Consider the following 14,712-nt stretch of genomic DNA (forward strand, 5'->3'; position numbering starts at 1 on the left):
CCCCGCCGAATCACATTGGTTATGAGCGTGTTAAGGATTGCACCCATGAGGGTTAAGAGAAGGTTACGGCGATAATGTGAGTCGGCCAGAAGAACAGCACAAACCAAAAGCTTGACCGTCGATTCGTCGAAATTTGCTAGATTGTCCCGACATCGGAATTGTCATGACGTTTGGCCGGTCCGGAATTGAAAATGGGCGGAAGACGTTTCCGCCTTCCGCCCACCTTTCAAATACAGCGACGACTTAGAAGCTGACGCGTGCTCCCATCACGAAGCGACGTCCCAGACCGTCATAGACAGCCGGTTCAGTCGTCCAACCGGTCGGTTGGCCGTAGCCTTGGCCGATGTAGACATATTCGTCGAAGATATTATCGACGCCGGCGAAGACCGTGGCCTTCGGCGTGACGGCGTAGCGAACCTGCAGATCCGAGAAGGTCGTCAGGCCGATGTAACCGCTGATGTCGTCGTCGGCGCAATCGTCCAACGAGAAGTAGCAGCTCTCGCCGACGAACTGGGTCTGCCACGATACCGTAAGAGCATTACGACGATACAGCAGGTCCAGTTGAGCCTTGTTCTTGGACAGGCCGGTGGTGCCTGCCGACTCGACCAGCGCAGCGCCCGGCAGCGGCGACGTCTTGTATTCGTCGAGGTGCTGATAGGTCAGGCTGGCGACAAGCGTGCCCCAGTTGCCGCCGAAGTTGCGGGTGACGGGGAAGTTGTCGAAATCAAACGTATAGCTGGCCTGAACGTCGATACCGCTGGTCTTGAAGCTTCCCAGGTTCTGGGTCTGGGAGTTCAGCTCACGCATCGCGCCGACCTGCGCCGTACCGCTCGCATAACGAATGATCGACTGGCAGAAGGGGCTCGACGCATTATAGACGCCGCCGCTGTTGGCGTAGCACTCGTTCAAGCTCGTGCCGCGCGCCAGGTTGGCGATGATGTCGTCGATTTCGATGTTGAAGTAGTCCACCGAGATCGAGAAGGGCGACAGCCAGTCGTACCAATCAGCATTGAACAGAATGCCGCCGGTGATGCTGGTGCTCTTCTCCTGGCTCAGGTTCGGGTTGCCGCTGTTGAAGCCCCCCGTGCCTTGTGCCTCGGCTTGCGTCTGAGCGAACACGCCGTCGCGAGCGACACGCGCCGCCAGGGTGGGATCGGCCAAGCAGGCCCGCGCCGTGTCGCTTCCGATCGTCGTTGCATTGACGCCGCTGGCGGCGACGTTGCCCGGGTTTGCGATGTCCACACGAGTGTTGGTGAACGCGGCTTGACCACCCGAAGTCGTCAGACCACGGCAGGGATCAAGGTTGGTCGGGAAGGTTTGCGAACGCCCCGAGAACAGTTCGCTGATGTTCGGCGCCCGAACGGCGACCGAATACTGCGAACGCACTTTCAGCCAGTCCGTAGGCATATATTCAAGCGAAGCAGCCCAGGCTTCGGTGTTGCCGACGGTGGAGTAGTCCGACAGACGGCCCGACAGGTTCAGGTCCAACTGATGAGCGAAGGGCAGGTCGCGCAGCAGCGGGATACGCAGCTCGGCGAAACCTTCGATGACCTTGAAGTCACCCATGGTTTCAGGGGCGATGTTGCCGCTGGCCAAGCCTTGCTGAAGGGTTGCGTCGGGTGTGTTGCGCGACTCTTCACGACGATATTCAGAACCCACGACGAACTGGATCGAGCCGGCTGGCAACTCAAACAGATCGCCGCTCAGGAAACCGTTCAGCACCTTTTGATCGACAAACGAATCGAACGAGTTCTGAACCGCGATGTAGTCCAGAACGCCTTGCGACGCGCCGCCTTCTTCAAAGATGCGGAACGGCGTACAACCCCGTGCTCGCTCTGCAATGTTCCGGCAAGCCAACACGCCGCCGCCGGTATCGACGACATCAAGCGTGTTGATCAGGCGATCCTTGAGGATGCCGCCCTGCGTCAATTGCTGTTCCGAGCTGCGGCCCCAGTTGGCGCTGACTTCATACTTGAGGTTCATTGAACCCGGCAGTTCGCCATTCAAGCCGGCGACGACCCGGAAGAGGTCCCGCGTAGCTTCGTTCTGTCGGTTGCCGAACTCAGTCATACGACGTTGGAACCCGACGACCCGTTGAGCATCGGTCAGGCCGGGCGTGCGATCACGGACGGCCTGACGAATGGATTCAGGAACGATCGCACTGACCAGCGGAATGCCGTACAGGCAGCCCGTCGCCGAGCACTGCGGATTCAACCCCACATCTTGCGCATCGCGGAAGATGTCCGCGCCGCTGACGGGGCTCGCCTCGATGTCGCTCTTGGTTTGACCGCGGTAGTACGAACCTTCGAAGAAGAAGCGGTTGTTGTCGTTGAAGTCATAAAGCGCCTGCCCCGAGAACTGAAGGGCCGAGTTCGGGACATACAGCTGACGGCTGGCTTGACGGTTGAAGCCGTCCGTGGCCGCAGCATACGGGCGTTGGGCGCCGGTCGTCGGCTCATAGACGCGGTTCGAGTTGTTCAGGCCGATGCCGGGGACGATCGCCACGCCGCGGGGAATGAAGCTCGAGCCGTAGAAATAGCGGGTTTCGCCGAAGGTGCCGTCAGCGAAGTTCAGACCGCCCAGGCCGTCACGATCCATGCCGCGATCGGCGCGGTCGCGGGCGTAGACAGCCTTGTTGTCCTGATAGGACAGGGTGCCGACGAAGTTGCCCCGGTCGTCAGCGAAGTTCGATCCGAACTTGGTGCCGACCTTGTAGTTTTCGCGGTCGCCACGATCCGTGATGCCGTATTGACCGAAGAGCTGGAAGCCTTCGTAGTCCTTGTCGGTGATGATGTTCACCACGCCAGCCAGGGCGTCAGAACCGTAGATCGACGAGGCGCCGCCGGTGACGACGTCAACGCGGTCGATGAACTCGGTCGGCAGGCTGTTGAAGTCAACGATTTGCGTGCCCGGCAGACCGGCGACGAAACGACGGCCGTTCACCAGAACGAGGGTGCGGTCTTCACCGAGGTTGCGAAGGTTGACGGTGGCGACGCCGTTGCCCTGCGTGAAGAAGTTGGAATTGGTCGGCGTCAGCGACGAAACGCCGGCAGCCGGCAGGGTGCGAAGGATTTCGCCCAGGTTCACTTCACCCGTGTTGGCGATGGCCTCGGCCGAAACGACCTGCACCTGAGTGGGGGAGTCTTGGTTCGGTCGGACGATGCGCGAGCCCGTCACAACGATCTCACCGACCTCGGTAGCGTTACCCGAGTCGGACTGGGCGAACGAAGGCGCTGCAACGGCGAGCACGCCGGCGAGGATCGTCGTCCCAAACAGATATTGTCGTTTCAAATGCATTTTGTGGCCCCAATGGATGTAGCAAGCAGCAATCCACACCCCACTCCCGGATGTGCGCTTGAGTTTCAGGTCTAGTCGATTCCTACCGAACGACAAGCTTTGTGACCGAAATCCGGCCAGCATGCGTCGAGACTGTTACAGACCGGCAACAGTTTCATATTGGGACGACAGCGGTGTCTGCGAACGGACAGCGGCTCGAGAAATTTCCCCAGCCCACCACAAGCGTTTGTTTTTGCTATCTTTTTATTAGATCGGCAGTCAATGAGAGACGTTCGATAAAATCGCACACCCGCACTATCCGTACGCAACAGCCTGTTGCACGACCACATCGACGCACAACAATCGTCAAATATGGCCTGAAAGCGCTAGAGGTTGTCCCGCAACCATCCCGCGACACGCCCCACCACATTTCCGCGATGGATTTTAGGCGCGTCCGCCGCCGTGATCTGCCGCGCCATCAGCTTCCTGGCCGACACGGCCTCGCGCGGGCCGTAGGCGGCGCGCAGCAGGACTCCGGCGGTGGCGCAGAAGGCCGGACCGGAGGCGGCGTCGGCCAAATGGGGCGCGCGCTGGGGCTTGCCCAGGCGGACCGGGCGGTCGAACACCCGCACCGCCAGTTCGCGTACGCCGTTCAGCTGGCTGGCCCCGCCGGTCAGGACTAGGCCTGCGCCGGGCTCCAGGCCCACGCCGGCGTTCTTCAGCCGGTCGCGCAGCAGTTCCAGCGTCTCTTCCACGCGCGGGGCGATGACCGTCTTCAGCATGGCGCGCGGGACGATGACCGGGCCGGCCGAGGCGTCCTCGCCGCGCGGCGGGGCCTCCAGCATTTCGCGGTCCTCGTTGGCGCTGGCCATGGCCGAGCCGTGCAGGGTCTTCAGTCGTTCAGCGCCGGCCTTGGAGGTCGACAGGCCGCGCGCGATGTCGGAGGTGACATGGTCGCCGCCGACGTTCAGGCTCTCGATATGCAACAGGGACCGGCCGCCCCAGACCGCGGCGCTGGTCGAGCCGCCGCCCATGTCGATGCAGACGGCGCCCAGGTCCATCTCGTCCTCTTCCAGCGCGGCCAGCGACGAGACGACGGGCGCGGCGGCCACGCCCTGCAGGTCCAGGTGCGCCAGCTCGAGGCAGTGGCTCAGGGTCGTGAAGACGTTCTCGGCCATGGAGACGACCAGCAGATCGAGCCCCAGCGAGCCCCCGCGCATCGAACGCGGATCATGGACGCCGCGCGCCCCGTCCACCGACCAGGCGATGGGCAGAACATGGATGGGCCGACGGTTGGGCAGGCGGATCTGGGCCAGGGCCATGCCGATGGCGCGCGCCAGGTCGGCGTCCCCCACCGGATTGGCGCCGAGGGACACCCGGGCCTGAACCCGGTGGCTGGCCATCTGGCCGATGGCGGTGGTGACGACCACGCCGGAGACGGGGCTCTGGGCCGCGCGTTCGGCCCGTTCGACGGCGTGGCCGATAGCCTGGGCGGCCTCGTCCATATTGATGATGGCGCCGCCCTTGACGCCCTTGGACTGGACATGGCTGGCGCCGGCGACGCGGATAGTGCGGTCGGCGTGACGCACGCCGTCCGGCTTCATGATGAAGCACGAGACCTTGGATTGGCCGATGTCCAGCGCAGCGATCACAGGGGCGCGGCCGGCGCGGGGGTCCATGCCCCGGCCCTGGTCATTCGCCGATCCGCGCTGTTTGCCCGACATGTCTTACTGGTCCTTAAGCGTCGGCGGCGGGTCGCACCGCGACCTCGTCCGGCGTTCTGAGATCGACCCGGGCGAAGCCCAGGTCGAGCAGGCGTTCGCGCTGATCCAGCGCATCGAGACGGATCAGGGCCGCCTCCTGTTCGACGGCGGGCAGCTGGATCAGGCTGCCGTCCTTCAGACGCAGGTCCCAGCGGCGCTCGTCCACCCGCACCAGGGCGTCGATCCGGCTCATCAGGCGCGGGCGCTGGGCCAGCAGAGGCAGGACCTCGCCGGCGGCCAGGTCGGCGCCCTTGCCGACGACCAGGGGCAGGGTCGGATAGCGGCGCGCGTCGGCGCCCTGGATCACCTGGCCCTGGGCGTCGATGACCTTGATCTGGCCTGCGTCCTGCCAGACGGCCAGACGATCGTGTTCCTTGATCTCGACGATCAGGGTGTCGGGCAGCAGGCGCACTACGCGCGCCTCGCGCACCCAGCCGACGCCCTGCACGCGTTCGCGGATGGCGTTCAGGTCCAGGCTGGTGATCGGCTGGCCCGAATACAGGCCCAGCGCCTGCTGGATGGCCGGTTCGGCCTCGGCCGAGGCGCCGGTGATATGAACCCGCTTCAGCGTCAGCCCCATGCCGGTGGTCAGACCGTCGATCCCGTGGGAGACCGACTGGCCGATCCGTTCGGCGCGGGCGCCGGTCGCCAGAACCCCGATCACCAGCAGGGCGCTGGCGCCCAGGGCGATCATGACGGTGCGGGGTGAAACATCGATACGGCCGATGGCGGCCATCTTGCCGGGGATGGCGGACGCGGGCTTGGGCGCGCCGCCGCGTGGCCGCCCGCCCTTCTTGGAGGCGACGCCACGCGAGGAACCCGAACTCTGTCGCCGACCGCCGCGAACTACCGCGGGCATGAGGCGTCCTCCACCATCCACCGTACCAGGTCTTCGTAGCTCATTCCGGTATGGGCGGCCTGCTCGGGAGCGAGCGAGGTCGGGGTCATGCCCGGCTGAGTGTTGACCTCCAACAGAACCAGATCGTCCTTAACATCGTCATAACGGAAGTCGCTTCTGGACACGCCTCGGCAACCCATGGCGACGTGCGCCGCCTCCGCCTGACGCAGGGCCGCCTCGAACACGGCGGGCGGCAGGACGGCGGGCAGGACGTGGACCGAACCGCCGGGCGCATATTTGGCTTCGTAGTCATAGAAGCCCTTGGTCGGGGTGATGTCGGTCACGGTCAGGGCGCGCGGCCCGGCCGCATAGCCGATCACGGCGACGGCCAGCTCCTTGCCGGCGATATAGGGTTCGACCATCACCTGTTCGCCATAGGCCCAGCCGGGCTCGCCCACCTCGGCGACCGGCCGATTGGCCCCCTCGCTCACCAGATAGACCCCGACGGACGAGCCTTCGGCATTCGGCTTGACCACATAGGGGGGCTCGATCACGTGGCGCGACGCCACCTCATGCCGGTCGTACAAGCCGCCGCCGGGCACCTTGACGCCCGCCGCCTTCAACACCGCCTTGGACTTATCCTTGTCCATGGCCAGGGCCGACGCGAGCACGCCTGAATGGGTATAGGGGATCCGCAGGGTCTCCAGCACCCCCTGGACGCAGCCGTCCTCGCCCCAGGCCCCGTGCAGGCAGTTCAGCACCACGTCCGGCTTGATCAAACCCGACAGGACGTTGGCCAGGTCGCGCCCGGCGTCCACCCGGCTGACGCGCACGCCCTGCCGCTCCAGCGCCTGCGCGCACTGCTCGCCGGAGGTCAGCGACACCTCCCGCTCGGCGGAAAGACCGCCCATCAGGACGGCGACATGAAGGTCTTTGAAAGCGCGGGTCATGGGCTCTCCGATTGCGGCCGAGATGTTTAACAGGCCGTCAACCCTGACGCGCCCAGCCCTGGATAAATTGGTGTTGATCCGACCAATCGGCCCATGTCGCCTCGGCCCAGCGACGGACCGCGGCCCGATGCGCCTCCGGCTCGGCGGCGCCCGCCACATCCGCCACCGTCAGGATATAGGCCCGGCGCGCTGGAAGTTCGGGCAGTTCAGCCTTTCGCGCGGCGAAGGCCTGCATGGCGGAACTGGCCTCTTCGCCCGACAAGCCCTGTTCAAGTTGCACCCAAAGCCCCGCCAGATGCAGACCGACCGATTGGATCGCCCGGCGCGAGCCGTCGCCCGGGTGCTGCACGGCCCAGGCGTCGACGCTGAGACGATGGATGGGCATCAGGTCGGGATTCGAGAACTCACGGCCGATGACCTCGTTGAACGCCGCCCAGCAGGCCGGGCTGGAGGTCATATAGGCGTGGGTCGGTCCATCGACGCCCGGAAGACACGAGCCGCATCCGGGGCAGGTCTGGAACTCAGCCACCTCGGCCGATCCGCTTGATCTCCCACTCCAGCTGAACGCCGGTCTTCAACAAGACATCGGCGCGCACCGCTTCGCCCAGGCCTTCGATGTCGGCGGCGGTGGCCTCGCCGGGGTTGATCATGAAGTTGGAATGGAGGTCGCTGAACATGGCCCCTCCTCCGGTCTCCACGTGCAGCTTGCCGCGCCAGCCGGCCTCGTCGACCAGTTTCCATGACGAATGGCCGGGCGGGTTCTTGAAGGTCGAACCGCCGGTCTTTTCGCGGATCGGCTGGGTCGTCTCGCGGCGGCTGGTGATCTCGTCGATCCGGGCCTGCACAGCGGCGGGTTCGTCCGACGTGCCGCGATAAGTCGCCTCGACCCAGATAATCTCGGCCGGCGCCTGCGAATGGCGATAGGTGTAGCCGAAGTCGGCCAGGGCGTAGTCGACCCGCTCGCCCGACCGCGTCAGGCCCCATGCCGAGACCAGAACATCCTTGGTCTCGGCGCCGTAGCAGCCGGCGTTCATGGTCAGGGCGCCGCCGACGGTGCCCGGGATGCCGGCGTAAAACTCGAGCCCCGCCAGCCCCGCCTTGGCCGACGCCTTGGCCACCATGGAGTCCAGCGCGCCTGCGCCGGCCGTGATCATGTCGCCGTCCGTCGTCACCTGCGCCCAGGACCGACCCGCCAGACGGATCACCACGCCCTCGACCCCGCCGTCGCGGACGATGACGTTCGATCCGACGCCCAGCACGGTCACGGGGACGGACGGGTCCAGCGCCTTCAGGAAATCAGCCAGATCTTCGGCGTCCGCCGGAATGAACAGGGCCTGGGCCGTCCCGCCCACCCGGAACCAAGTGAAGGGCGCCAGGGGTTCGTCGCGCAGCAGCTTGCCGCGCACAGAGGGGAGATTGTCACGCCAGGTCATTGAGAGTTCTTCATCGCGAAACGGTCGGCTGCTTCCCAAAAGCCTCCGGCCTCGGTTTCCAACAATTCCGCAAAACGGTTTTCGATTTCTATAGGGGGTATCGCAAGTTCACGAGCGGCACGCTCCCTCGGATATGGCTCTCCGAATATCCGCATGGCTTGCGCAAGTTGGGCCGAGGTTTCCGGCATTCCGAGCGCCCTGAAACCCACGACGGCCTCAGGACCGAGAACGCCCGTGTAGTTGCAGAAGAACTGACCGAGCCCCCCATTCTGAACTTCGGATTGCGTCCAGTGGGTCGCAAACAGATGTTGGGAAGCTATCGGTAGTCTCGCGAACTGAGCCAAGAACGTCTTTGGACCGTCATGTATCCGGACGTCGTCCCAGTACGGTCCAACTAAGTCCCAATAGCTCACCCCAACGCCTCCAGCTGCGCCGGCAGGCCATAGGCCCAGCTGGTGATGTCGCCGGCGCCCAGCAGCACGACCACATCGCCTGGCCGGGCCTCTTCCTTGATCAGGCGCGGCAGGACGGCGGCGTTCTCCAGCGCCTGGACATGGCGGTGGCCATAGCGGCGGATGCCGTCGGTCAGGGCGTGCTTGTCCACCCCCTCGATCGGCTGTTCGCCCGCCGGATAGACGTCGGCGACGATCACGCTGTCGGCGTCGGAAAAGGCGGTCGAAAAGTCGTCCATCAGGTCGCGCAGCCGGGTGTAGCGGTGCGGCTGGACCACGGCGATGACCCGGCCCTCAGTCACCTGGCGCGCGGCCTTCAGCACGGCGACGATCTCGACCGGATGGTGGCCATAGTCGTCGACGATGCGCACGCCGTTGACGACGCCGGTGGTGGTGAAGCGACGCTTGACCCCGCCGAAGCCGGCCAGACCCTCGCGGATCGCCTCGTCGGACACGTCCAGCTCGCGCGCCACGGCGATGGCGGCCAGGGCGTTGGAGACATTGTGCCAGCCGGCCATCGGCAGGTGCAGGTTCTCGATCCGGTGGGTCTCGCCGTTCTGAATTACGACGTCGAACCGGGCGCCATCCGGCCCCATCTCCACATTGTCGGCCCGCACCATGGCCTGAGGATTGATCCCATAGGTCACCAGCCGCCGGTTATCGATGGAGGCGACCAGCTTCTGGACCTCGGGATGATCCAGGCAGACAGCGGCGAAACCATAGAAGGGGATGTTCTCGACGAAATCGACGAAGGCCTTCCGCACCGCGTCGAAGTCGCCGTAATGGTCCAGATGTTCCGGGTCGATATTGGTCACAATGGCGACGGTCGACTTGAGGCGCAGGAAGCTGCCGTCGCTCTCGTCCGCCTCGACCACGATCCAGTCGCCATCGCCGACCTTGGCGTTGGTGCCATAGGCGTTGATGATGCCGCCGTTGACCACCGTCGGGTCCAGGCCGGCCGCATCCAGCAGGGCCGCGACCATCGAGGTCGTCGTGGTCTTGCCGTGGGTGCCCCCGACCGCGATCGAGAATTGCAGCCGCATCAGCTCGGCCAGCATTTCGGCCCGGCGCACCAGGGGGATGCGGCGCTCGCGCGCGGCCTTCATCTCGGGATTGTCGGCCTTGACCGCCGTCGAATAGACCACCGCCGACACGCCCTCGCTGACGTGAGCGGCGTCATGTCCGATGAAGATCCGGGCGCCCAGTTTCTCCAGCCGTTCGGTGTTGGCGCTGGCCTTGGCGTCCGAACCCTGAACCGAATAGCCGATCTTCAGCATGATCTCGGCGATGCCGCTCATGCCTATGCCGCCGATGCCGACGAAATGGACGGGACCGAGGTCGAACGGGACGGGGCGAAGGCGAGCGATCATCCAATGCGCTTAGCAAGGGATCGGGCGGAATGCACGGGGGTGTCTGCGTCCAATTCCGACGTCGGGGCATGATAGGCGGCATGCAGGAGGACCGCATGATAAAGAACGCGGTTCGATCGATTTCAGACGATTCATACCATTCAGACCGTCTTTTTCGGCCCCAGGGTCTGAAACTGTCGCCCAACGGCCTTCTACGACTTTAGTCGATTGGCCTTGCGGAAGCTTGTCGTGCAAACAGGCGTTCAGGGACCGTCAGGCGGTCAGGCAGGAGTACAGTCGTGGGCAAACTCGGCACCCCCATAATCTTCGGCGTCATCGCCATTCTGGGGGCCATATCCCTCGGGGTCATCGCCCTGCACCAGGGCGAGAGCATCAGCGCGGTCTGGATGGTGGTGGCGGCGGTCTGCACCTATGCCATCGCCTATCGCTTCTACAGCCGCTTCCTGGCCAACAAGGTCATGCAGCTGCAGCCCTCGCGCCCGACCCCGGCCGTGCGGCGCGACGACGGCCTCGACTATGTGCCCACGCCGCGCAACGTCCTGTTCGGCCACCACTTCGCCGCCATCGCCGGCGCCGGACCGCTGGTCGGGCCTGTGCTGGCCGCCCAGATGGGCTATCTGCCCGGCGTGCTGTGGATCCTGGTCGGCGCCGTGCTGGCGGGGGCGGTGCAGGACATGATGGTCCTGTTCATGTCCACCCGGCGCGACGGCAAGTCGCTGGGCGACATGATCCGCACCGAAATGGGCAATATCCCTGGCATCATCGCCCAGGTCGGCGTCCTGATGATCATGGTCATCATCCTGGCCGTCCTGGCCCTGGTCGTGGTCAAGGCCCTGGCTGAAAGCCCGTGGGGCACGTTCACCGTCGCCGCCACCATCCCCATCGCCATCTTCATGGGCCTGTACACCCGCTATCTGCGGCCCGGCCGCGTGGGCGAGGTCTCGGTCATCGGCGTCGTCCTGCTGATCCTGGCCATCATCGGCGGCGGCCATGTCGCGGCCGACCCGTTCTGGGGCCCGGCCTTCACCCTGACCGGCCCGACCCTGGCCATACTGATGATGGTCTATGGCTTCATCGCCTCGGTCATTCCGGTCTGGCTGCTGCTGGCGCCGCGCGACTATCTGTCGACCTTCCTGAAGATCGGGGCCATCGTCGCCCTGGCCATCGGCATACTGATCGTGCGCCCGCATCTGCAGATGCCGGCCGTCACCCCCTTCATCGACGGCACCGGCCCGGTCTTCGCCGGCGCCCTGTTCCCCTTCCTGTTCATCACCATCGCCTGCGGCGCCGTGTCGGGCTTCCACGCCCTGATCTCCTCGGGCACCACGCCCAAGCTGCTGGAGAACGAGAGCCAGATCCCGCTGATCGGCTATGGCGCCATGCTGTGCGAAAGCTTCGTCGCCGTCATGGCCCTGATCGCCGCCACGGTGCTGGACCCGGCCGTCTATTTCGCCATGAACAGCCCGGTCGCCATCATCGGCAACGATGCGGTCTCGGCCGCCGCCGCCGTGGCCCAGTGGGGCTTCCACATCACCCCCGGCGAGCTGGAGCAACTGGCCCGCGACGTGGGCGAGCACTCGATCCTGTCGCGCGCGGGCGGCGCCCCGACCCTGGCCGTGGGCATGGCCCACATCCTGTCTGGCGTGATCGGCGGCAAGGCCATGATGGCCTTCTGGTATCACTTCGCCATCCTGTTCGAGGCCCTGTTCATCCTGACCACGGTCGACGCCGGCACCCGCGTCTGCCGCTTCATGATCCAGGACCTGCTGGGCGTCGCCGTGCCCAAGATGCGCGAAACCAAGTCCTGGGGCGCCAATGTCGTCGCCACGGCCCTGACGGTCGGCCTGTGGGGCTATTTCCTCTACACCGGCGTGGTCGATCCCCTGGGCGGCATCAACAGCCTGTGGCCCCTGTTCGGCATCGCCAACCAGATGCTGGCCGCCATCGCCCTGATCCTGGGCACGGTCGTCCTGTTCAAGATGAAGCGCGAGAAGTTCGCCTGGGTCATGGTCGTCCCGGCGACCTGGCTGCTGATCTGCACCCTGACGGCCGGCCTGCAGAAGCTGTTCCACCCCGAAGTCCGCATCGGCTTCCTGGCCCACGCCCGCAAGTATCAGGAGGCTCTGGGCGCCGGCGAACTGATCGCCCCGGCCAAGACCGTGGGCGACATGCACCGCATCATCGTCAACGACTACGTCAACTCGACCCTGACGGCGGCCTTCCTGTTCGTGGTCGTGACCATGGTGGTCTATGGCGTCCTGGCCTGCCTCAAGGCCTATCGCAACAACCGGCCGACCGTGCGCGAATACCCCGAGGCGCACGACCTGACGGCGGCCGACGACGCGGCTGATATCGCCCGTGCCTAACCCCTCGAACGAGGACCTGCTCTGCCTGTGCCGCGACACCGCCCTGCGGTGGGGTCGCGGCGTCAGGCGGACGGGGGGGGCCATGATCGGCCAGCCCGACTACGACGCCTATGTCCGCCACGCGGCCACGACCCATCCGGACCAGCCGCCGCTGGACAAGATCGCCTTCTTCCGCCTGCACGAACAGCGTCGCTTCGGCGGATCGGGCTCATTCAAATGCTGCTGATCTAAAGCCCGGCGGGCTGGTCGGCCGACCGGACCCGGTCCGCCCCACGGGCCTGGAGCGCGGCGATGGCCGCCTCCAGCGTCGGGTCCTCGCCCGCGCGGCGCTGGCCCACGGTGCGGGGCGCCGCTATATCCGGGGTGACGCCGTGTTTCTCCAGCCGCACCCCGCCCGCCGTGACGAAGTTCGCCCGGCTCAGCGTCAGCTTGCCGCCGTCCGGCAGGTCCGTCTCCTGGGCGATCAGGACCGAGCCGATGGTCTTCTCGCCCACCACTATGCCCCGCCCGGCCTCCTGCAGGGCCGCGGGCGTCAGTTCGGCCGCGCTGCGGCTGCCCCGATCCACCAGGACCGCGACCGGATTGGCCACGGGCGCGCTGCGGTCGCCGCAATCGCCTGAAGCCCGCAGGGTCACGGGCCGCCCGTTCCGTCCGGTCCGGGTCGCCCAGACCTGATCGCGCGGCAGGAAACAGGTCAACACCGACTCCGCCTCCCACAGCCGGCCGCCGGGATTGGCTCTCAGGTCCAGGATCACGTCCACATCCGACGGCAGGCCGTCCAACTCGCCGCCCAGCCAGCGCCCCAGTCCCGCATCGAACTGCTCCACCGTCAGCACCAGAACCCCCGGCCTAGACTTGTCGGCCGTAAACGGCTGCGGCCCGTCCATCAGCTGCGGGGTCAGGATGGTGTCGCGGCGCGCCCCGGTTTCGTCCGTCAGGACCAGATGGACCGGCGTCCCCTCCTGCACCTCCACGTCTGGTCCCCAGGGCCGGCCGTCGACGCTGTCCAGGGTCCAGCCCAGCTGCACCCCCGCCGCCTGAGCCGGAGAGCCGTCGCGCACCCGCTCCACCGTCCACAGATCGGGATCCTCGCCCCGCATCAGGGTCATGCCCATGACGGCCCGGCGCGCATACTGGGCGTCCTGGCGGCGCACGGCGGCCGGCGGACTGGCGCCCGCATGGCCGTCGTCCAGCAGGTCGAGCATGGTGTTGACGACCCGGTACAGCGCCCGGTCGTCGGCCGCCGCCAGGGCCTGAGGCCGGAACCGATCGCGCGCCGCGCCCCAGTCCACCCCATGCAGATCAGGATCGTAATAGCCGCGCCGCACCTCGCTCCAGACCGTGTCGAACACCCGCTGGTTCATCCGCGTCCGCTCCCGGCTGGGCGCGGCCACGACCGCCGCCGTCGGGGTCTCGGCGTAAGCCAGGGCCGTCGGCCCGCCGCAAAGCGGCAAGCTGAGCAACAAGAGGCTGAAAAGCCGGGCGGAACCTTTGACGGACATGCCGGCCATGTGACGCAAGACCGGCGCGGTTCTCAAGTCACGAATATGCGTTATTCGGGAATACGCGCCCCGTCCCAGGCGAACACCCCGCCGCTGTCGGCCGGCGTCAGCGCCGCCATGACCGTCAGCAGCCGCTCAGCCGAATAGTCGGGCGTGAACAGCCGTCCCTCCGCCACCCCCTTCTGGAACGGCGCGCTCAGGCCCGTATCGACCGTGCCGGGGTGCAGGCCCGCGATCACGGCCATCGGATGACTGCGCGCCATCTCGATCGCCAGATTGCGCAGGATCATGTGCAGCGCCGCCTTGGACGCCCGATAGCTGTGCCATCCGCCCAACCGGTTGTCGCCGATCGACCCCACCCGCGCCGACAGGGCCGCGAACACCGCCCGCTGATCGCGCGGCGTCAGCGGCAGCAGGTGTTTCGCCGCCAGCGCCGGCCCCACGGCGTTGACGCGATAGTCCCTCAGCATGTGATCCGCCTCAAGCTGCCGCAGGCTCCGTTCGGGCTGAAACCCGTCATGCAGCACGCCCGTCGCCAGCACGATCAGCGTCGGCGCCGCGCCCTGGCCGATTCGTTGCGCCGCCTCCGCCAGACTGGCCTCGTCCTCCAGATCGGCCGCCAGGACCTGTGCGCCCGCAACCTCGCCCCCGGTTCGCGACACCGCCCAGACGGTCTGGTGCGTCCCCTGCGCGATCAGGCGATCGACCAAGGCTCGACCGACGCCGCCCGTCGCCCCGATCACCACCGCCGATCCGTTCATC

Annotated in this window: 12 protein-coding genes; 2 read left to right on the forward strand and 10 right to left on the reverse strand. The window is 66.2% G+C overall.

What is annotated here, in order from left to right; translation table 11 throughout:
* Positions 1 to 243: 243 nt before the first annotated feature.
* The 8 genes from GGR11_RS14615 to murC all read right to left on the reverse strand — a co-directional run bounded on the left by GGR11_RS14615 (position 244) and on the right by murC (position 10,082).
* On the reverse strand, positions 244 to 3,297 hold the full coding sequence (locus GGR11_RS14615; protein WP_183198154.1) for a TonB-dependent receptor domain-containing protein: 3,054 nt from the start codon (positions 3,295 to 3,297) through the stop codon (positions 244 to 246).
* Between the two features lie 365 nt (positions 3,298 to 3,662).
* Entirely contained in the window at positions 3,663 to 4,955 is a 1,293-nt protein-coding gene (gene ftsA, locus GGR11_RS14620; protein ID WP_183198498.1) for a cell division protein FtsA, read from the reverse strand.
* Positions 4,956 to 5,013: 58 nt separating this feature from the next.
* Complete coding sequence (locus tag GGR11_RS14625; protein WP_221205335.1) at positions 5,014 to 5,898, reverse strand: cell division protein FtsQ/DivIB; 885 nt, start codon at positions 5,896 to 5,898, stop codon at positions 5,014 to 5,016.
* A complete protein-coding gene (locus GGR11_RS14630; RefSeq protein WP_183198155.1) occupies positions 5,886 to 6,827 on the reverse strand; it encodes a D-alanine--D-alanine ligase in 942 nt (313 codons plus the stop codon). The genes GGR11_RS14625 and GGR11_RS14630 overlap by 13 nt, the downstream gene beginning before the upstream one ends.
* Positions 6,828 to 6,864: 37 nt before the next feature.
* On the reverse strand, positions 6,865 to 7,356 hold the full coding sequence (locus GGR11_RS14635; RefSeq protein WP_183198157.1) for a DUF5946 family protein: 492 nt from the start codon (positions 7,354 to 7,356) through the stop codon (positions 6,865 to 6,867).
* Complete coding sequence (gene murB / locus GGR11_RS14640; RefSeq protein ID WP_183198159.1) at positions 7,349 to 8,260, reverse strand: UDP-N-acetylmuramate dehydrogenase; 912 nt, start codon at positions 8,258 to 8,260, stop codon at positions 7,349 to 7,351. The genes GGR11_RS14635 and murB overlap by 8 nt, the downstream gene beginning before the upstream one ends.
* The gene (locus GGR11_RS14645) at positions 8,257 to 8,604 is read right to left on the reverse strand and encodes a DMP19 family protein (RefSeq protein ID WP_183198161.1); all 348 of its coding nucleotides are present in this window, start codon (positions 8,602 to 8,604) and stop codon (positions 8,257 to 8,259) included. The genes murB and GGR11_RS14645 overlap by 4 nt, the downstream gene beginning before the upstream one ends.
* A 65-nt stretch (positions 8,605 to 8,669) precedes the next feature.
* On the reverse strand, positions 8,670 to 10,082 hold the full coding sequence (murC, locus tag GGR11_RS14650) for a UDP-N-acetylmuramate--L-alanine ligase (RefSeq protein ID WP_183198163.1): 1,413 nt from the start codon (positions 10,080 to 10,082) through the stop codon (positions 8,670 to 8,672).
* Positions 10,083 to 10,360: 278 nt separating this feature from the next.
* Between murC and GGR11_RS14655 the strand changes: the two genes are divergently transcribed.
* Entirely contained in the window at positions 10,361 to 12,448 is a 2,088-nt protein-coding gene (locus GGR11_RS14655; protein WP_183198165.1) for a carbon starvation CstA family protein, read from the forward strand.
* Positions 12,441 to 12,674, forward strand: coding sequence for a YbdD/YjiX family protein (locus GGR11_RS14660; RefSeq protein WP_425485679.1), 234 nt, complete (start codon positions 12,441 to 12,443; stop codon positions 12,672 to 12,674). Before GGR11_RS14655 ends, GGR11_RS14660 begins: the two co-directional genes overlap by 8 nt.
* Position 12,675: 1 nt before the next feature.
* Here GGR11_RS14660 and GGR11_RS14665 read toward each other — a convergent pair whose 3' ends face one another.
* Both GGR11_RS14665 and GGR11_RS14670 read right to left on the reverse strand, forming a co-directional pair.
* Positions 12,676 to 13,950: a S41 family peptidase gene (locus GGR11_RS14665; RefSeq protein ID WP_246331917.1), complete on the reverse strand. Its 1,275-nt coding sequence runs from the start codon at positions 13,948 to 13,950 to the stop codon at positions 12,676 to 12,678.
* 50 nt (positions 13,951 to 14,000) lie between these two features.
* Positions 14,001 to 14,711, reverse strand: coding sequence for an SDR family NAD(P)-dependent oxidoreductase (locus GGR11_RS14670; protein ID WP_183198169.1), 711 nt, complete (start codon positions 14,709 to 14,711; stop codon positions 14,001 to 14,003).
* Position 14,712: the final 1 nt, after the last annotated feature.

Origin of the sequence: Brevundimonas mediterranea, assembly GCF_014196125.1 — a bacterium.
Taxonomy (GTDB): Bacteria; Pseudomonadota; Alphaproteobacteria; order Caulobacterales; family Caulobacteraceae; genus Brevundimonas; species Brevundimonas mediterranea.

Coding starts and splice junctions, on each gene's coding strand:
- GGR11_RS14615 (WP_183198154.1), bottom strand. CDS start 3,297: ATGCATTTGAAACGACAATATCTGTTTGGGACGACGATCCTCGCCGGC.
- ftsA (WP_183198498.1), bottom strand. CDS start 4,955: ATGGACCCCCGCGCCGGCCGCGCCCCTGTGATCGCTGCGCTGGACATC.
- GGR11_RS14625 (WP_221205335.1), bottom strand. CDS start 5,898: ATGCCCGCGGTAGTTCGCGGCGGTCGGCGACAGAGTTCGGGTTCCTCG.
- GGR11_RS14630 (WP_183198155.1), bottom strand. CDS start 6,827: ATGACCCGCGCTTTCAAAGACCTTCATGTCGCCGTCCTGATGGGCGGT.
- murB (WP_183198159.1), bottom strand. CDS start 8,260: ATGACCTGGCGTGACAATCTCCCCTCTGTGCGCGGCAAGCTGCTGCGC.
- murC (WP_183198163.1), bottom strand. CDS start 10,082: ATGATCGCTCGCCTTCGCCCCGTCCCGTTCGACCTCGGTCCCGTCCAT.
- GGR11_RS14665 (WP_246331917.1), bottom strand. CDS start 13,950: ATGTCCGTCAAAGGTTCCGCCCGGCTTTTCAGCCTCTTGTTGCTCAGC.
- GGR11_RS14670 (WP_183198169.1), bottom strand. CDS start 14,711: ATGAACGGATCGGCGGTGGTGATCGGGGCGACGGGCGGCGTCGGTCGA.